Source organism: Janthinobacterium sp. HH104 (assembly GCF_001758715.1).
GTDB lineage: Bacteria > Pseudomonadota > Gammaproteobacteria > Burkholderiales > Burkholderiaceae_D > Janthinobacterium > Janthinobacterium aestuarii.
In genome coordinates this window covers 173,603-192,773 of sequence record NZ_LRIB01000027.1, presented here as the reverse complement: position 1 = coordinate 192,773, position 19,171 = coordinate 173,603, and the positions used below count along the sequence as shown (strand labels likewise).

The window sequence follows — 19,171 nt, the reverse complement described above, 5'->3', positions numbered from 1 at the left end:
CTCACAGGCCGGCAGCCGCTTGCAGCCTTAAGAATGGCTGAAAGAGAGGCGCTCGGCCGCGCGCCGCAATGGCAGATGCCCAATCTGCCATTGCGGTGGCCGCAATTCCGTGTCAGCATGGACTTCCTGCCTTCCAGGGCGCCTCCGGAATTCATGATGACTGCATACTTGCCTGCCTTGATCTGGTCGCTGTCGGCCTTCGCTTGCCTCTTCATCGCCAAACGCCGTTCCTTACGAATAACGGCCATCCGTGCCATCCTGGTGACTTTCCTGGGTCCGTTTGCCATTCCCTTCGCGCTGGCGGCAAAGCCCGGGATGTACGGCTAAGCGTGTGGCCTGCGCGCATTCCTCTTTGCTATATTCAAACTTTTAGCTAGAGGAATGCCCATGAAGCGCAGCGCCACCTTGCTCCTGATGACTATTTTCCCCCTGTGCGCGGCCACGTTCGCTTCGGCGGCCGAGCCTGCGCAGCGCTTGCAGCGCGCCACGGGGCTGTAGAAGGTGACGCCTGCCACCTCGCCATTTTCCTGGGAAATATGCGTTGACCACGCGCGCGACCGCCTGATCGACGACGACCTGTGGTCCGGCTTCGAGCAGGAATGCAAGATCGAGTCGCAAAGCCGTCAGGGCGACAGTTACCAATTCGCGTCCAGCTGCCCGGACGCCAGGTTGGCCGGCACCTTCAAGGGAGACCTGGCCAAGGCATATACCCTGAGCGCCGACACCACCGTGCAAGTCAATGGCAAGAGCGAAGTGCAGCGCACGGAATTGGCTGCCGTGTTCCAGGGCGCTTGTCCGGCGGGGCTGGCGCCGGGCGCGAAGAAAATGCGCGGCGGCATGGTGATGAAGAGCTTGTATACCGACCGCTAGAAGAGCGCAGCCACGCTGAAACAACAGTTTCCAGGGATAGGCGGGCGCCGGCATTGACGCCGGAGGCAATGATTTGTGATAATGAGAATTATTATCAATTAGCCGCGCCTTGCCTTGCGCGCATCGGAGTCCCAGTGAACATTGCGCAGTCCAGCGAGTCGATAGCCGGCATCTACAGCAGCCACCACGGCTGGCTGATGCGCTGGCTGCGCGCCAAGCTGCAGTGCGCCGACCATGCGGCCGACCTGGCGCACGATACCTTCGTGCGCCTGCTGATGGCGCCGCCGGAGAACCGGCAAAGCTTGCGCGAGCCGCGCGCCTACCTGACGACCGTGGCGCAGCGCCTGCTGATCGACCATTACCGGCGCCTCTCGCTGGAGCAGGCCTGGCTGGAAACGCTGGCGCAACAGCCTGAATTGCTGATGCAGTCGCCGGAAGAGCGGCTGCTCGTGCGCGAAGCCTTGCAGCGCATCGATGCCATGCTCGACGGCTTGCCGCCGCTCGTGCGCAGCGCCTTCCTGCTGGCCCATGTCGATGGCCTCGGCTACGGGGAAATCGCCAGGCGCCTGGCCGTGAGCGAGCGCAGCATCAAGCGCTATATGGTGCAGGCGTTCGAGCGCTGCATCCTGCTGATCCTGTGAGCGCCAGCACGACCGCCATCGATCCCCGCGCGGCGCGGGCGGCGGCGCAATGGCTGGTGCGCCTGCACGGGGGCGCCTTGACGCCAAGCGAGCAACTGGCGTTCCAGGCCTGGCGCGCCAGCGATCCCACGCATGAACTGGCGTGGCAGCGGGCCGAGCTGGTGTGCAGCACCCTGGCCAGCGTGCCGCCCGCTCTGCGCCAGACGGCGGACGCGGCGCCGCATTCGCCGCAGCGGCGCGCCGTGCTTTACGGCTTGGCCGGGCTGATCGCGGCCGGGCCGGCCCTGTGGCTGGCCAGCCAGTCGGCACCGTGGCAAGCGTGGCGCGCCGGCATCCGCACGGCCAGGGGCGAGATCCGCCACATGACATTACCCGACGGCACGCAACTGGTGCTCAATACGGACACGGCCATCGACGTGCGTTTTGACGGCGCGGCGCGGCTGGTGGACTTGTATGCAGGGGAAATCCACGTCGCCACGGCGCACGACGCAGCCGTGCCGGCGCGCCCCTTCCTCGTGCGCAGCGGCAATGGCGCCGTGCGCGCGCTGGGCACGCACTTCAGCGTACGCCACCTTGGCAGCGTGCTGGCGCCACGCACGCAGGTCAGCGTCAGCGAGGGTGCCGTCGAGATCGCGCCATCGCATGCGCCCGAGGCCTTGCAAAGGGTCGATGCGGGCCGGCAGGGCAGTTTCGATGACGTGGCCGTTTCTGCCTTGACGCCGCTGGCATTGCATGCGGACGCCTGGCTGCGGGGCGTGCTGATCGCCGAGCGCATGCCGCTGGGCGAGCTGCTCGAACAGGTGGCGCGTTACCGTTACGGCGTGCTGCGCTGCGATCCCGCGCTGACGGCCATGCCCGTGGACGGCATCTTCCAGTTGAACGACCCCGACAACATCCTGCTCTTGCTGCAGCGCTCCTTGCCGATCCGGCTGGCGTACCGCACGCGCTACTGGATCAGCGTCGAGGTGGCTTGAGCTTGTCGGCTTACGCGCGGCTGCGCCCCGCTAAGCCGACCTACGGTTTGTGCAGATATGGGCAGCTTGGCGTGCTTGTGTAGGTCGGCTTAGCCCGCAGGGCGTAAGCCGACAGGCAATGTCGACTGGCCTTGTCGGCTTACGCGTGGCTGCGCCCCGCTAAGCCGACCTACGGTTTGTGCGGATATGGGCAGCTTGGTGTGCTTGTGTAGGTCGGCTTAGCCCGCAGGGCGTAAGCCGACAGGCAATGTCGACTGGCCTTGTCGGCTTACGCGTGGCTGCGCCCCGCTAAGCCGACCTACGGTTTGTGCGGATATGGGCAGCTTGGTGTGCTTGTGTAGGTCGGCTTAGCCCGCAGGGCGTAAGCCGACAGGCAACGTTGGCTGGTCTTGTCGGCTTACGCGCGGCTGTGCCCCGCTAAGCCGACCTACGGTTTGTGCGGATATGAGCAGCTTGGTGTGCTTGTGTAGGTCGGCTTAGCCCGCAGGGCGTAAGCCGACAGGCAATGTCGACCGGCCTTGTCGGCTTACGCGTGGCTGCGCCCCGCTAAGCCGACCTACGATGTTCCGCCAATCCGACGCGCGCCGCTTATTTGCATTTCTCCTGTCCCTTTTTCCGGATTGCTTCGTCATACAAGGTAGACAACGAACAATCCGAACCATCGAAAGGGTCTACATGGCTTTGCAGCACCGTAACTTTACCGCAGCACGCATGACGCTCCATCCCACCACCGGCGCCGTGCGCGCCGCGCTGGTCCTGCTCCTTGCCGTGGGCGCGGCCGGCGCCGGCTTGCCGCACATGGCGGTGGCGGCCGAGGCCAGCCCGGCCGCCACAGTGCGCGAGTACAGCGTTCCCGCCGGCAGCTTGCGCGATGCCTTACCCGCGTTTGCCATCGCCGCCGGAATCAACCTGTCCACCCAGGGCGTGGCGCTCGACGGCTTGGTGACGCGGGGTTTGCAGGGGCGCTATGGCGTCACGGCCGGCTTGCAAAAACTGCTGCAGGGCAGCGGCCTGGAAGCGGCGGATGGCGGCAATGGCAATTACCTGCTGCGCAAGATCAATACCAGCACGGCCGATGGGGGACTTGCCAGCATGCCGGCCGTCGTCGTCAGCGCCGAGGCGGACCGCGCCACGGAAGGCACGGGGCTGTATACGGCCCGTAATATGTCGACGGCCACGGGCTTGAACCTGTCGCAGCGCCACACGCCGCAAACGGTCAGCGTTATTTCGCGCCAGCAAATGGAAGATTTCGATCTGACCACCTTGCAGGACGTGGCGCGCGCCACGCCCGGCATCTATGGCAAGACGCAAGGCGTGTCTGACCAGGAAACCACGTATTTCGCGCGCGGCTTCGCCTTGAGCCATGTCAATGTCGATGGCTTGCCGCTGGACGTCACGGGTTTTAACGAGCGCAACGTCTCGGCCGACATGCTGATGTACGACAGGGTGGAAATGGTGCGCGGCGCCACGGGCTTGATGGAAGGGGCGGGCGCGCCGTCGGGCAGCATCAACATGATACGCAAGCGCCCCACGGCCACGCCCTTGCTGAACGCCTCGGCTCACCTGGGCAGCTGGAAGGACCGGCAATTGACGGTGGACGCCAGCAATGCCCTGAATGCGTCGGGCAGCGTGCGGGGCAGGGTGGCGGCCAGCTGGCGCGACAGCGACAGTTTTGTCGACGTGGTCAACAACAAGAACAGCACCGTGTATGCGATCGTCGAGGCGGACCTGACGCCGTCGACCACGGCCGGCATCGGTTTTTCGCGCCAGCACAGCCGCACCGATGGCGTGTTCGTCGGCTTGCCGACCATGCTTGACGGCCGTCACATGGACTTGCCCCGCTCGACCTTCCTGAACAATGCCGACTCGTTCCAGAAGCGCGACAACAACGTCGTCTTCGCCGACCTGGAAACAAAGCTGGAGCAGGGCTGGCGCAGCCGCTTCGCCATCACGCGCATCGATGCCTCGTCCAGCACGCGCAACACCACCAACAGCCGCATCGATGGCGAAATATACAAGCTGAGCCAGTCGGAAACGGGTTGGAAGTACAACACGGAACAAGTCGTGGCCGACTGGCGCCTGAGCGGCCCCGTCACCTGGTTCGGCCGCAAGCACGACGTGATCGTCGGCGCCAGCTACCGCCACGACGATTCGGACGCGGGCCAGAGCTGGGAAGGCGCTGCCACGCGCGTGATCGATATCCGCCAGTGGAATCCCTACGCCTACCCGATGCGCGGCGCGGCGTTCGAGCCCTACAACTGGGGCCGCAAGACGGACGAGAAGGGCATTTATGCGGCCGGCAACTTCAGCCTGGCCGATCCGCTGCGCCTGGTGCTGGGCGGGCGCTTCGGCTGGTATGCGCAGGATGTGACTGGCTGGTATGCCACCAACCCCGCCTGGCGCCGCGGCCTGACGGAAAACGCGAAATTCACGCCGTACGCGGGCCTCATCTATGACGTGGACTCGCATCATTCCGTGTATGCGAGCGGCACGCAGATTTTCGAGCCGCAAAGTTCACTCGATGTGGGTGGCAACACCTTGCCGCCGTTGAGCGGCACCAACCTGGAGGTGGGCGTCAAGGGCGAGTATTTCGGCGGCCGGCTCAATGCCAGCGGCGCGCTGTTCCGTATCAAGCAGAATAATCGCGCCATGGCCGATGAGCTCAACTGTCCCACGGGCGGCGCCATTTATTGCGCCCGCGCGGCCGGGCAGGTGCGGAGCGAAGGCGTCGATCTGCAATTGTCGGGCTCGCCATTGCCGGGCTGGCAGATATCTGGCGGCTACACCTATGTGCTGGCCAAGTACACCAAGGACAGCGAGGCGGCGAATATCGGCCAGCGCATCGCCACGGACGAACCGAAGCAGCTGTTCAAGCTGATGACGAACGTCCAGCTGGGCGGCAGTCTGGCGCAATGGAATGTGGGCGCCTCCGTCTACGCGCAAGACAAGATTGAGCGCCGTGACGCGGCTTACCTTACGCGGCAGGGCGGCTACGCCATCGTCGGGCTGACGGCCGGTTACCGCATCAGCGAGCAGCTGCAGCTGCGCCTGAATATCGACAACGTGCTGGACCGCCGCTATTACCAGGCGCTTGGCTATGCGTGGTCGGGCGGGCTGGAGCGTTACGGCGCGCCGCGCAGCGTGCTGCTGTCCTTGCACTACAAGATGTAGCCGCTGCGCCAGCAGAGCGCGTCCCTTGCGGCGCCTCTGCTACACTGCCGCCGTCTTTATCTTTTCACTTTGCCATGACCGCTACTCCTGTCCTCACCCCCCTGAAAAGCGCTTTCCAGCAATCGCGCACCGAGAATAACATCGAGCTGATCCTGCCCGAACTGCTGGCCGCGCAATTGCACGTCGTTATCGGCGGGCAGAGCGAGCAGATCGACCTGTTCCTCGTGCCGTCGCCCAATCCCGAGCGCCAGTGCGTGACGGTGGCGGAAGACCTGGCCTTCCTGGCCGGCATCGCGTTTCCGAAGATTCCCGTGACGGGCGCGCAACTGGTCGCCTCGATTCCCGCCGAGATCGAAATCGTGATCCTGCACGGCGATGGCGCCAATTACCTGACGCGCGAGCAACTGGCATGGTTCCGCCGCATGCTGGGGCAGAACGCCTGAGCGCAATAAAAAAAGCATGACCGTCAACGCTGCCTTGACCCTGCGTCCCGTATGCACCGCCAACGCCGAGGCCGTCATCGGGCTGCCGCTGCATGCGGCGCAACGCGATTTTATTGCCAGCAATGCCGAGTCGCTGGCGCTGGCCGCCAGCCACGCCAACATGGACCCGCGCGCCATCTATGCCGGCGACGAACTGATCGGCTTTGCCATGTATGCGCTGCCGGGCAGTACGGGGCGGCAGGATACGCACGTGCTGTACCGCCTGATGATCGCGGCGCCGTGGCAGGGGCAGGGATTTGCCAGGGCGGCCCTGGCCCTGCTGCTGGACGAGATGCGTTCGCGCGGGGCGGGCAGGGTGGTGCTCTACTACGTGCCCGCCAACGCGCGTGCCCGGCAACTGTATGCGCAGTCCGGTTTCGTCGAAACAGGGCTCGACGGCGATGGCGAGATGATGGCCGAGCGCCTGCTTTCCTGAGCCTGTCGCATCGCGGCCGCAGAATAGTTTTCTTTTGGCAACTATATTGCTGAAGTCCTATGAATATTTTCGCAAAGCAACTATACTCATGGCTCTTTAAAAAATCATCGTCACGCTGGCGGCCAGACATCCGCGCCAGAGTTCGTACGCATTCCGCCTGTTCTCTCTGAACGGGCACCTTTCCCCCGCGCGGCAGGCGCGGGCGTGATGACCGAGCCTTGCCCTGGTCGACTGCTACCGTTGTCATTTCCGCTGTATTGCCGCTTTAGTAAAAAGCCTGGCGACGGCGCGCGGTGTGCCGTCATGTTTTGCGACGTTAGGTTTCACTCTCTTATGCCACGACAGTATGTTTAGTTCCATCTTTGCCGTATCAACCGATACCATGCAGTACATCTATGGCACGCACAATGCGTGGCTGGTGCTGTTTTCCATCGGTATCGCCATCTTTGCCTCGTTCATGGCCTTGCAGATCGCCGGCATGGCGCGCAGCAGCGAGCGCGGCTTCCAGCGCCAGACGGCCATCATCACGGGCGCGATCGCGCTGGGCGGCGGCATCTGGTCGATGCACTTCATCGGCATGCTGGCCTTCGATATCTGCACGCGCGTGTCCTTCGATCCGGGCCTGACCCTGCTGTCGATGCTGCCCGGCATGGCCGCTTCGTGGGTGGCGCTGCACTTGCTGGCGCGTCCGAGCATCAACTGGCGGCAACTGGTGGTGGGCGGTGTGCTCGTCGGCGTGGGCATCGGCTCTATGCATTACAGCGGCATGGCCGCCATGCAGACGTCGCTGGCCCTGCGCTACGAACCCTGGCTGTTCGCCCTGTCGCTGCTGGTGGCCGTGACCTTGGCCATGCTGGCGCTGTGGGTACGCTTCGGCCTGAGCGCCATGCGCCAGCGCCTGAGCCCATTGGCCTCCTTGCTGCTCAGCAGCGTGGTGATGGGCCTGGCCATTTCCGGAATGCACTACACAGGCATGCTGGCCGCGCGTTTTTCCGGCACGCCCACGGCAGGCGAGAACACGATTACGGTGCAAGCTTCGTTCGTGGCCCTGGCCGTGGCCCTGATCACTGTCACCCTGACCGTCTTCGTGGCGGCCGCGAACGGCTTGCTGCGCTACCGCCAGCTGTTGCGCCACGCCAGCGTCAGCGAATCGCGCCTGCGCGCCATCGTCGATACGGCGGCCGATGGCTTGATCACCATCGATGGCCAGGGCAAGGTGCGCTCCTTCAATCCCGCCGCGGAAAGCCTGTTCGGCTGGCGCGAAGCGGAAATCGTGGGGCGCGACGCCAGCGTGCTGCTGCAGCCGGCCGACGCGGCCGAATACGAAGGCTATCTGCGCGACTACCTGGAAACGGGCGCCTCGCGCATCCTCGACAGCGGACGCGAACTCGATGGCCGCCACAAGGATGGCGCCGTGCTGCCCATGCGCGTGGCGATCGGCAAGATCGATACGCCGGGCCAGCCCCTGTTCGTGGCGTTTGTCACGGACATGCGCTCGTCGCGCAGCATGGAGCAGGCGCTGAAAGACAGCGAGCGCCAGTACCGCACCCTGATCCGCAATATCCCAGGCGTGTCCTTCCACTGCAGCTTCGCGCCCGAATGGAAGATGATCTTCATCAGCGACGCCGTCTTCAACCTGACGGGCTGGCTGCCGCAGGACTTCGCCGAAGGGCGGGTCAGGCTGTTCGACCTCGTGCATCCGGACGACCGCCAGCGCGTCAACGACACCTGCGTGCAGGCGGCCGGCGAACGGCGCGATTTCGAGAACGTCTACCGCATGATCCACCGCGACGGGCGCGAGCGCTGGGTGCGCGAAAGCAGCGGTCCCGTGCTCGATAACGACGGCGTGGTGCGCTGGATCGACGGCGTCATCCTCGATATCACGGAAAGCGAATTGCGCAACGCGGAATACGAAGGCAAGGTGACGGCGATCTCGCGCGCGACGGCCGTCGCCGAGTTCGACCTGCAGGGACGCATCCTGGCGGCCAACCAGAACTTCCTCGACCTGACCGGCTACCAGCTCGACGACGTGCTGGGCCTGCACCACAGCGTGTTCTGCGAGCCGGGCTACGTGACCTCGCCCGACTACGTCGCGTTCTGGCAGCACCTGGCGCAGGGCGAATTCAATACGGGCGAGTACAAGCGCATCGGCAAGCATGGCAAGGAAGTGTGGATACAGGCTTCGTACAACCCGATCTTCAACACGGACGGCAAGCCGTTCAAGGTGGTCAAGCTGGCCACCGACGTGAGCGAGCGGCGCGCCATGCAGGAAAACCTGCGCGCGGCGAAAGACCGCGCCGAACTGGCCGCCGAATCGAAGACCAGCTTCCTGGCCAACATGAGCCATGAAATCCGCACGCCGATGAACGCCATCATCGGCTTTACGGAAGTGCTGCTGGGGACTGCCCTGGACAGCCTGCAACGCCGCCATCTGGGCACGGTACGCCAGTCGGCACGTTCGCTGCTCGAGCTGCTGAACGACATCCTCGACATGGCCAAGCTGGAAAAAGGCGCGACCGAGCTGGAACTGGTGGACTTTTCGCTGCCGGACCTGGTCGACCACGTGGCCGCGTCCCTGCGCATCACGGCGCATGCGCGCGACTTGGTGCTGCATGTCGATGTCGACCCCGGCATGGGCCAGTTCTTCCTGGGCGACGCGCGCCGGGTGCAGCAGGTGCTGACGAATCTGATCGGCAACGCCGTCAAGTTCACGGAAGTGGGCCATGTGCGCGTGGCCGTCGGCATGCGGGGCGAGCAGGTGCATATCGCCGTGCACGACACGGGCATCGGCATCCCGGCCGACCGACTGGACAAAATCTTCGCGCCCTTTACGCAAGCCGATTCCTCGATGAGCCGCCGCTTTGGCGGCACGGGCCTGGGCACGACGATTTCGCTGCAGCTGGTCGAGCTGATGGGGGGCACCATCACGGTGGAAAGCACCCTGGGCGTGGGCAGCGTGTTCCACGTGCTGCTGCCGCTGGCGCCGGGCAAGGCCGTGTCGCGCCGCAGCGAGCAGCCCGTGGTGGCCTTGCCGCCGCTGCGCATCCTGGCGGCCGACGACGTGCCGCAGAACGTCGAGCTGCTCCTGATCAGCCTGGGCGCGGCCGGCCACCAGGTGATCGCCGCCAGCGATGGCGAGAGCGCCGTGCGCGAGTTCAGCAAAGGCAGCTTCGATGTCGTCCTGATGGACGTGCAGATGCCGCGCATGGATGGCCTGGAAGCGACGCGTCTGATCCGCGTGTACGAGCGCGAACAGGGTCTGAAGGCGACGCCCATCATCGCCCTGACGGCCAGCGTGCTGGAACAGGACCGGCGCGCCGCGCAGACGGCAGGCATGAACGGCTTTGCTTCGAAGCCGCTGGAAATGCACAAGCTGACGGCGGAAATCGCCCGCCTGCTCGATATCGCCGTGTCCATGCCGCCGCCGGCGGCCGGCGCGGCGGCGCGTGCGGCCGCCGGCCAGGTCGACTGGCAGCGCGGCATCGCCCTGTGGGGCGGCCGCGAAGCCCTGCAGCGGGCGATTGGCCGCTTCGTGCAGGCCAATGGCGACTGCGCCGCCATGCTGGCGGCCGAACTGGAACGGGGCGGCAGCAGCGTGGCGGGCCATTTGCTGCACCGTATCAAGGGCGCTGCGGGCAACCTGTGCCTGGTGCAGGTCGAAAGCCTGCTGGGCCGCATCGAGCAGGCGATCGCGCGCCAGCTGCCGGCGACCGAATTGCTGGTGCAGCTGGCCGCCGCCTTCATGGCGCTGGCCGGCGAACTGGAAGAATCGGGCATGCCGGCCGTGGCAGTGGGTACGCCGGCTGCCGGCGCGCCACTCGATGCCGACGCCGCCGGTGCCTTGCTGCGGCAAGCCATCGCCAGCCTGGAAGGCGGGCAGCTCGACGACGCCCTGATGGCGCAGATCGCCGCCATGCTGGCGCCGCACGGCCAGCAGCAGCGACTGCAGGCGCTGGCCAGCGCCATCGACGACTTTGAATTTGCGCGTGCCGCGGGCGTGCTGCGCCAGCTGCTGGCGTGGCTGGAAACGCCTATGCCGGCCGACCTTTCCTGATATTGGGCTAACGATGACCTTACACGAAGACAAACCGATCCTGCTGCTGGTCGACGATGAAGCGACGAATCTGCAGGTGCTGCGCCAGATCCTGCAGGACGATTACCGCCTGCTGTACGCCAAGGATGGCGAGAAGGCGCTGGAGCTGGCGCAGAACAACCCCGTCGAACTGATCCTGCTCGACATCATGATGCCCGCGATGACAGGCTATGAAGTGTGCCGCCAGTTGAAGGCCATGCCGGCCACCGCGCCCATTCCCGTCATCTTCGTTACCGCCCTGTGCGACGTGAAGGACGAGGCGGACGGTTTTGACGCGGGCGCCGTCGATTACATCACCAAGCCGGTCAGCCCGCCCATCGTGCGCGCCCGCGTGCGCACGCACCTGTCGCTGGTGGACGCCGAGGAATTGCGCCGCTCGCGCCTGCAGGTGATCCAGACTCTGGGCCAGGCCGCCGAATACAAGGATAACGAGACGGGCATGCACGTCATCCGCATGAGCTATTACGCGCGCCAGCTGGCACTGGCGGCCGGCTACAGCGCGGCCAGGGCGGAAGATTTATTGAATGCGGCGCCCATGCACGACGTGGGCAAGATCGGCATCCCCGACGCCATCCTGCAAAAGCCGGGCAAGCTCGATGCGGACGAGTGGCAAGTCATGCGCCGCCACGCGGAAATCGGCGCGGCCATCATCGGCGAGCACGCGAGCGGCTTGCTGAAAATGGCGCGCACCATCGCCCTGACGCACCACGAAAAATGGGACGGCAGCGGCTATCCGCAAGGCTTGAAGGGCGAGGAAATCCCGCACGAGGGCCGCATCGTCGCCATCGCCGACGTCTTCGACGCCCTCACCAGCGAACGCCCGTACAAGCGCGCCTGGACGATCGACGAAGCCATCGCCACCATGCAGCGCGACAGCGGCACGCACTTCGATCCTGAGCTGCTGGCGCTGTTCATCGAGCAGCTGCCGGCCATGCTGGAGATCAAGGACAAGTGGCGCGAGCCGGTGTGATACCGGGAGCGCGCCAGCCTGGCAGGTCGGATTAGCGGGGCAAAGCCCCGCGTAATCCGACAGCGCTGTTGGCGCTGCCCAAAGTGAAGCTAACAATGTTGTCGGATTACGGCTTCGCCTAATCCGACCTACGGTTGCCAGCCCAGCCATGGGCACCAGTCGGGTAGGTCGGCTTAGCGCGGAGCGCGTAAGCCGACATCACCATGGGCGTGGCCAATAATGTTGTCGGATTACCGCCTGCGGCCTCGGCCATGCTGGAGATCAAGGACAAGTGGCGCGAGCCGGTGTGATGCTGGCAGCACGGCAGGCTGGTAGGTCGGATTAGCGGGGCAAAGCCCCGCGTAATCCGACAACGCTGTTGGCGCTGCCCAAAGTGAAGCTAACAATGTTGTCGGATTACGGCTTCGCCTAATCCGACCTACGGTTGTTAATCCGCCAGCCGCAAGATGCGCCGTATCTCCAGGATCGCCTGCGGGCTTTCCTGCACGCTGTGCCACGAGGGGATGACTTTTTCCGACTGCGCGCCGTCGAGGTGGGCGCTGGCGTAGGGCACGACGCCGTCGCTCGATTCCGCCAGTGGCAAGTCCGGCGTGTCGTTGCCCATGATGGAGTAGTAGCGCACGTTCGGGCTGATGGGCAGGTCGGCTACCAGGCGCACGAACGGGTCCTTGTCGCTGAGGTTATCGATGCTGTTGGGGATGCGCAGCGGCTCGCTGCTGCCCGTGTCGAGCTGCGCCAGGCTGCCGGCCGCGTCGGACAACTGGTCGAGCATGGTGATGGGCAGCGTGACGAGGTTGGCGATCCAGCGCGCCACCTTGTGGTTGGCGAACGAGGTGCCGCGGTGCGGCGCGGCGATGAAGATGGCGCGGTTTACCTGCGGCATGGCCGTGAAATTCAGATAGGGGGCCAGTCCCGCACGGACTTTTTCCGCCTTCTTGCCCTTCAAATTGTATTCTTCCGTGATGGCGTCGAGCAGGGTGTTGCTGGCATCGGAAACCATCAGGCGCGCCAGTACGCCGCCCATGCTGTGGCCGATCAAGACCATGTCGTTGGCCGCGTCGGCCTTGGCGGCAGGGTCAAATTGCGCCAGGGTCGCGTTCAGCGCCTTGCGGATGGCGGCGTTGTTGGCGGCCAGCGGCGCATTGCTCGGGTAGTACACCTGCCAGATCTGGTAGCGGCGGCGCAGCTGTTCGTCGCCCATCAGTTCATTCGCCACGTTGATCCACGCTTCCGGGCTGCTGGCCAGGCCGTGCAGCATGACGATGGTGCGCTTGTTCGGATCGTAGGGCTGCATCAGGTGCACCTGCGGGCGCGAGATGCCGTCGGCGCTGCCGAACAGGGTGCGCAGCGCCTGCACGCCGAAGCCGGAGCGGGCCAGCCACAGGCCATAGCCGGCCGTGAAGTTGGCCGCCACGGGCAGTTCCTGTCCCGCCATGCGCGTCGATTCGCTGCGCGTCGGATCGACCAGCATCACCAGCAGCTGTTGCGTGGCCAATACCTCCTGCAGGCTGTTGCCGTCGAAGCGGATCAGCGCCGTGACGACGGGGAAACGCGTCTCCTGGTATGGCACATACTCGCCTTTCGGCGCCCGGGGCTTGGGCATGACGGCCACCAGGTCGGCGCCGAAGCCGTCGCGCCGGTACACATTGCGCAGGCCGGAAAACGACAGCGAGGTGGCCGGCAGCAGTTCGTCGGGCAGGGTGCCGTCGTCGGGCAGGCGCAGGGCAGACAATTCGCTGTCGATCTGCCAGCCGGCGACGCGGATCACATTGCCGTCGGGGCGGTACTCGCCACGGTGGCGGAACAGATTGCCGACGGCCTTTTGCACGGCATAGTTGTAGTAGTCGCGGATTTGCGTCTGGCGTTCCTCGAAGGCGCGCTGGCCCGGCGTGCGGGTTGTGTAGAACAGGTAGGCATACGCGTAGCGGGCCGATTCGAGCCATGCGGCCAGCGTTTCGGCACTCGGGTGGCCGCCCTGTTTTTCTTCCGCCAGCGCGCTTTCCAGCCACAATTCGGACAGGGTGGCCAGGCGCTGTTCGTCGCTGAGCAGTTCGGAGCGGGCCAGGTCGGCGCGGCAGCTGCCCGTATTGGCTTCGCAGGCGGCGATGTCGCTGCCGATGATGCGCAGCACCTCGCTGGCCGAGGCGCTCAGTTTGCCCGTGGTGAGGATGTCGCCGCGCCGCTGCTGCAGATAGTCGGCCGGTGAAATGGAGCTGACGGTGACGGCGGCGCAGCCGCTCAGCAGCGCCGCCGCGCACAGCAGGGCGCCCAGGCGCAGGCGCCGCATCAGCGTGGCCCGCATGTCAGAACGAGTAGACCAGGGTCAGCGAGGTTTGCGTATCCGTGTTCTTCTTGTCGTCCGGCACGCGCGTGTCGTTGCGGGCGCTGAAGGCGGCCTTCATCTGCATGGTGCCGTTGATTTTCGTGCTGAGGGCCGTTTCGGCGATCGAGTGGGTGTTCGAGGTGCCCCGTTCCACGCTGACCGTCTGCGTGAACATGGCCGACTGGCTGATCTTCCACTTCATGGCGGCCGCGCCGCGCACCGTCAGGCCGTGTTCCGATTCGCCCGCGTCGTTGGTGCCGCTGAAGTAGCCAGGACCGAATTCCACGTCGACGCTTTTGTCTGTCGACTGGTACCAGCGCGAGCCATGACCGACGGCCAGGGTCGAGTACTTGGTGTAGGCGCCGAACTTGTCGTTCACGTGCGAGGCCAGCACGAACAGCTTTTCATGGTCGGCCATCAGCTTGTAGGCCGCCTTGGCGGAGGCGGAAAAGCGTTCGGCCGAGCGTTCGCGCACTTTTTCGCCATCGTCATTCGTCGTTTCGTCTTCCTTGAAATAGCCGCTGAAAATGTACTGGTTGCTCCAGTCATCGAGTTCCTGGCGCGCGTCGATCTTGCCCGTGACGGAAGTGCCGACCGTGTTGCCCGAGGTGGTGATGGCGCCCAGTTCGGCGGAAGTGCTCCAGCTGCCGATGGGGATTTCATCGAACAGCATGCTTTGTTTGGTATCTGCTGCGGCGGCGCTGCCGCAAGTGATGGCCATGGCCAGCGCCAGTGCGAGAGAGTGGGTCGATTTCATGGCTGTATCGGTTTGTGGCGCGCGCCAGGCGCGCCTGATGTTCGTTAGTGGCAGTGATGGTTTGCAGGCCGCGGCAAGCCGGGAGGCGCCGATAAAAAATGCGCGCGTGGGCGCGGCCAAACATTGTCGAGGCTGTATTGTACCCGACCCTGTGATCGCGCGTCGCACGCGGCGGGGCTGGCAAGTGGCGCGCGCCTGGCGTATGCTGCGCCTATTTGCTGCCTGATCTTTACAAGGAATTCCCCGTGCGCTGCCTGGTCATCGAAGACGAAGCCGAAACTTCCCGCTATATCTGTGCCGGCCTGCGCGAGGCGGGTCACGACGTCACCGCCTGCGACAATGGCATCGACGGCATGCGCCTGGCCTGCGGCGAAGACTGGGACGCGCTGGTGCTCGACCGCCTGCTGCCCGGCGAGATCGATGGCCTGGCCATCGTCGCGCGCCTGCGCGGCATGGGCCGCAACACGCCCGTGCTGGTGCTGTCGGCCCTGTCCAGCGTCGACGAGCGCGTGCGCGGTTTGCGCAGCGGCGGCGACGATTACCTGTCAAAACCGTTCGCCATCGACGAACTGCTGGCGCGCATCGAGGCGCTGCTGCGGCGTGCCGCGCCCGTGCCCGAATCGACGCAGCTGCAGGTGGCCGACCTGGTACTCGACATGCGCACCATGCGCGTGACGCGCGCCAACCGGCAGATCGCACTGCAGCCGCGCGAATTCCGTTTGCTCGAATACCTGATGCGCCACCAGGGCCAGTCCGTCACGCGCGCCATGCTGCTCGAAGCCGTGTGGGACTACCATTTCGACCCGCAGACCAACGTCATCGACGTGCAGGTGAGCCGCTTGCGCACCAAGGTGGACAAGGAATTTTCGCCGCCGCTGATCCACACGGTGCGCGGCGTCGGCTACACGCTGGGCGTGATCGACAGTGCGTAACTTGCACCATTCGATCGCGGCCCGCCTGGCGCTCGGCTATGGCGTGCTGGTGGTCGTGTCGATCAGCATCGTCTGCGCCGTGTTCTATTTCGGCACCATCGGCGTGCTCGATCGCAGCGTGGACCGCAAGCTGGCCCTGCTCTCGGAGCGCCTCGCCGCGCTGTACGAACAGGGCGGCAGCAGCCGCACGACGGCGGAAATCGCCCATTTGCTGACCGACCGCACCGACAGCGACACGGAGATTTTTTTGCTGGTGGATGCCGATGGCCGCCGCGTGGCGGGCAATCTGACGTCCTGGCCCGACGTGGGTAGCCCCGTGGGCCACCTGCTGCACCGCGACGTCACGCGCGAAGGGCGCAGGGTGCCGGCGCGCATGCTGATCCGCGATCTCGATGGCGGCGCGCGCCTGTTCGTCGGGCGCGACATGGAGGAGGGCAGGTCGATCCGCGCCCTCGTGCTGCGCTCGCTGGCCTATGGCGGCGGGGCGGCCATCCTGCTCGTGGTGGCCGGGGCGTGGCTGTTCCGCCGCCAGCTCGAGGCGCGCATCGGGCAGATCCGCCGCACGGCGGGCGAAATCGAGGCGGGTGACCTGAGCCGGCGCATTCCCGTCTTCAGCGAAGATGAATTCGGCTTGCTGAGCCGCGACATCAACCGCATGCTCGACCGCATCGAACACCTGATGGAAGGCGTGCGCCACGTGTCGAACGCCATCGCGCACGACCTGCGTACGCCGCTGGGCCGCATCCGCAACAAGCTCGATGGCGCCTTGCGCCAGCAGCAGGGCGTGGCTGACTACGAGAGCGCGGCGCAGGCGGCCATCGACGACATCGACGACCTCACGCGCGTGTTCGACAAGCTGCTGCAGATCGCGGCCGCCGAGTCGGGCATGCGCCCCGAGAATTTCGACGACATCGACCTGCATCAGATCGGCGCCGATATCGTGGAAATGTATGAAGCGACGGCCGACGAGCAGGGCGTGTTGCTGGTGCAGATGTATGGCGACGGCGTGCCGGCGCGCGGCGACCGCAATCTGCTGGGCAGCGCGCTGGCCAGCCTGGTCGACAATGCCATCAAGTACGCGGGCCCGGGCGCCACGGTGGAAGTGTCGGCCGGCAGCGATGCGCAGGGCAACTGGCTGGCCGTGCGCGACAACGGCCCCGGTGTGCCAACGGAAGAACTGCCGAAGCTGACGCAGCGTTTTTACCGCCTCGACAAGAGCCGCCACTTGCCCGGCAATGGCCTGGGCCTGTCCATCGTCGCGGCCATCGCGGCGCTGCATGGGGGCAGCCTGGAGATCGAGGATGCGGCGCCGGGCTTGCGGCTGCAATTGCGGCTGCTGCGCTAGCATGGCCAGCGTGGCGTATCGGCACATTACCAACTTGTAACCCCCTTCATTTTCACCTCCCCCTATCATCCGCTCTACCCGGCGTGGAGCGGCTGCCAGCGTGCAGCCGCCTGTTCCGGGCTGCCTGCGGCCGTCGCCGTGTCCCGTTCATCAGACCCGTCATAGAGCCGTTCGCATGCATACTTTTACCGCCACCGGCGACAACGCCGCGCCACAGCAGGCGCCACTGCGCCAGCATGGCCACCGCATCAAGGCCGCGCTGGGTGCCATCGTCTTTCCCCGGCAGCGCGCGCGCTGGCAAGCGTTCATCGCCGCGACGCCGGGACTGCCGGCGCTGGCGCAAGCCCATCCCCGCCTGCTGTACAAGATCTATCGTCCCTACGCCAACCGCCATTTCGGCTGCGCGGCGCGGGTGGACCTGCTGCGCGGGCATTACCGCTTCCTGTGGCAGGCGGGCGCGCGGCCGCTGGTGGAATACGCGGCGCGGCGCGCGCTGGTGCTGGCCGCCATCGAGGGCAAGGATGGCGCCACCTACCGCCTGAAATTGACGGCCATCCGCGACAGCCACCGCGAAGGGGAACTGTGCCTGCGCCTGACGCGCGACGGCGTGCCGCTGTACCTGGCCAGTTTCCTGTTCCGCCCCCAGCCAGGCGGCGCCGTCATCCAGCTGGGCGCCTTGCAGGGCTTGCGTTCCCCCGCTGGCGCGCAGGCGGTGAAAGAGGCCACGCGGGCGCTGCATGGCTGCCGGCCGAAAAACCTGATGGTGGCCGCCTTGCGCGACTTCGGTGATTTCTTCGGCTGCGGCCACCTGGAACTGGTCAGCAACGCCAACCGCATCGCGCTGAACTGGCGCCGGCGCCGCCATATCTCGTGCGACTACGACCTGGCGTGGCGTGAACTGCATGCGCAGCCCGCCAGCGACGGCAATTTCCGCCTGCCATGCGGGCCCTGCCGGATGCCGGACCTGGCCCTGGTGCCGTCGAAAAAGCGGGCGGATGCGCGCCGGCGCGGCGCCATGCTGGTGCAACTGGCGGCCGACATGCGCTGGCAAGTGGCGGCCCTGCTGCACGCGCAATGAAGGCGCGGGGCGGGTTTTTTGACCTGTGCGGCTTTTTTGCCGGGCGGTCCGGCGCAAGCGGCGCGATCGGCGTATACTTATCGGCGTTGTTAACCTGAAGCCAGTCACCCCATGCCAGCACAATTCCCCACTTCGCGCATGCGCCGCCTGCGCGCGACCCCGCAACTGCGCGAGCTGTTCCGCGAAACCGAGATCAATCCGCGCGACCTGGTCCTGCCGATCTTCGTCGACGAAGGCAGCAGCGATTTCATCGACATCAAGTCCATGCCCGGCGTGCGCCGCATTCCCGAAGCGAAGCTGGCGCAGGAAGTGGAGCGCTACGCGCGCGCCGGCCTGCGCTCCGTCATGACCTTCGGCATTTCGCACCACAAGGACAGCCACGGCACGGACACCCTGAACCCGGACGGCCTGGTGGCGCGCATGTCGCGCATCATCAAGGACGCCGTGCCGGAAATGGTGGTCATGTCCGACACCTGCTTCTGTGAATACACGGACCACGGCCATTGCGGCATCCTGCATGGCGACACGGTCGACAATGACAGCACGGTGCTCAACCTCGGCAAGCAAGCCGTCATCGCGGCCCAGGCGGGCGCCGACATCATCGCGCCATCGGCCGCCATGGATGGCCAGGTGGCGGCGATCCGCAGCGCGTTAGATGCGGCCGGTTTCCACGACACGCCCGTGATGGCGTATTCGACCAAGTTCGCCTCCGGCCTGTACGGCCCGTTCCGCGACGCGGCCGGCAGCACCCTGAAGGGCGACCGCAAGACCTACCAGATGGACCCGATGAACCGCCGCGAAGCCGTGCGCGAGTCCCTGATCGACGAAGCCGAAGGCGCCGACGCGCTGATGGTCAAACCGGCCGGCGCCTACCTGGACATCATCCGCGACCTGCGCGAAGTGACGCGCTTGCCGATCGGTGCCTACCAGGTCAGCGGAGAATACGCGATGATCAAGTTCGCCGCACAGGCCGGTGCCATCGACGAGCGCCGCGTGGTGCAGGAAACCCTGGGCGCCATCAAGCGCGCGGGCGCGGACATGATCTTTACGTATTTTGCGATGGATGTGCTGAATAATCCGTATTGAGCATACCCGGCGT

Annotated in this window: 15 protein-coding genes; 13 read left to right on the top strand and 2 right to left on the bottom strand. The window is 65.6% G+C overall.

Annotated elements, in window-relative coordinates; translation table 11 throughout:
• The first annotated feature begins 153 nt into the window (after positions 1-153).
• The 9 genes from JAB6_RS29290 to JAB6_RS09990 all read left to right on the top strand — a co-directional run bounded on the left by JAB6_RS29290 (position 154) and on the right by JAB6_RS09990 (position 11,637).
• On the top strand, positions 154-327 hold the full coding sequence (locus JAB6_RS29290; protein ID WP_175444522.1) for a hypothetical protein: 174 nt from the start codon (positions 154-156) through the stop codon (positions 325-327).
• A 174-nt stretch (positions 328-501) separates the two neighbouring features.
• A complete protein-coding gene (locus JAB6_RS10025; RefSeq protein ID WP_217494619.1) occupies positions 502-870 on the top strand; it encodes a DUF3617 family protein in 369 nt (122 codons plus the stop codon).
• Between the two features lie 134 nt (positions 871-1,004).
• A complete protein-coding gene (locus JAB6_RS10020; protein WP_070302653.1) occupies positions 1,005-1,511 on the top strand; it encodes a sigma-70 family RNA polymerase sigma factor in 507 nt (168 codons plus the stop codon).
• Complete coding sequence (locus tag JAB6_RS10015; protein WP_070302652.1) at positions 1,508-2,485, top strand: FecR domain-containing protein; 978 nt, start codon at positions 1,508-1,510, stop codon at positions 2,483-2,485. The genes JAB6_RS10020 and JAB6_RS10015 overlap by 4 nt, the downstream gene beginning before the upstream one ends.
• A gap of 711 nt (positions 2,486-3,196) precedes the next feature.
• Complete coding sequence (locus JAB6_RS10010; RefSeq protein WP_083292640.1) at positions 3,197-5,656, top strand: TonB-dependent receptor; 2,460 nt, start codon at positions 3,197-3,199, stop codon at positions 5,654-5,656.
• A gap of 74 nt (positions 5,657-5,730) precedes the next feature.
• The gene (locus tag JAB6_RS10005) at positions 5,731-6,099 is read left to right on the top strand and encodes a hypothetical protein (RefSeq protein WP_070302650.1); all 369 of its coding nucleotides are present in this window, start codon (positions 5,731-5,733) and stop codon (positions 6,097-6,099) included.
• A gap of 16 nt (positions 6,100-6,115) precedes the next feature.
• The gene (locus tag JAB6_RS10000; protein ID WP_070302649.1) at positions 6,116-6,574 is read left to right on the top strand and encodes a GNAT family N-acetyltransferase; all 459 of its coding nucleotides are present in this window, start codon (positions 6,116-6,118) and stop codon (positions 6,572-6,574) included.
• A gap of 346 nt (positions 6,575-6,920) precedes the next feature.
• Complete coding sequence (locus JAB6_RS09995; RefSeq protein ID WP_070302647.1) at positions 6,921-10,628, top strand: PAS domain S-box protein; 3,708 nt, start codon at positions 6,921-6,923, stop codon at positions 10,626-10,628.
• A gap of 13 nt (positions 10,629-10,641) precedes the next feature.
• A complete protein-coding gene (locus tag JAB6_RS09990; RefSeq protein ID WP_070302646.1) occupies positions 10,642-11,637 on the top strand; it encodes an HD domain-containing phosphohydrolase in 996 nt (331 codons plus the stop codon).
• Positions 11,638-12,064: 427 nt separating this feature from the next.
• On the opposite strand, the gene JAB6_RS09985 is transcribed toward JAB6_RS09990, so the two are convergent.
• Both JAB6_RS09985 and JAB6_RS09980 read right to left on the bottom strand, forming a co-directional pair.
• Positions 12,065-13,939: a triacylglycerol lipase gene (locus JAB6_RS09985; RefSeq protein WP_081368004.1), complete on the bottom strand. Its 1,875-nt coding sequence runs from the start codon at positions 13,937-13,939 to the stop codon at positions 12,065-12,067.
• Between the two features lies 1 nt (position 13,940).
• Positions 13,941-14,717, bottom strand: coding sequence for a YdiY family protein (locus JAB6_RS09980; RefSeq protein WP_034755788.1), 777 nt, complete (start codon positions 14,715-14,717; stop codon positions 13,941-13,943).
• 245 nt (positions 14,718-14,962) lie between these two features.
• Here JAB6_RS09980 and JAB6_RS09975 point away from each other — a divergent pair, with 245 nt between their 5' ends.
• From JAB6_RS09975 to hemB, 4 genes are all read left to right on the top strand, one after another.
• Positions 14,963-15,649: a winged helix-turn-helix domain-containing protein gene (locus JAB6_RS09975; protein WP_034755791.1), complete on the top strand. Its 687-nt coding sequence runs from the start codon at positions 14,963-14,965 to the stop codon at positions 15,647-15,649.
• A gap of 1 nt (position 15,650) precedes the next feature.
• Entirely contained in the window at positions 15,651-16,994 is a 1,344-nt protein-coding gene (locus tag JAB6_RS09970) for a cell wall metabolism sensor histidine kinase WalK (protein ID WP_254671536.1), read from the top strand.
• A 175-nt stretch (positions 16,995-17,169) separates the two neighbouring features.
• Entirely contained in the window at positions 17,170-18,072 is a 903-nt protein-coding gene (locus tag JAB6_RS09965; RefSeq protein WP_070302644.1) for a DUF535 family protein, read from the top strand.
• 111 nt (positions 18,073-18,183) lie between these two features.
• Entirely contained in the window at positions 18,184-19,158 is a 975-nt protein-coding gene (gene hemB, locus JAB6_RS09960) for a porphobilinogen synthase (RefSeq protein ID WP_035819309.1), read from the top strand.
• The last annotated feature ends 13 nt before the right edge of the window (positions 19,159-19,171 follow it).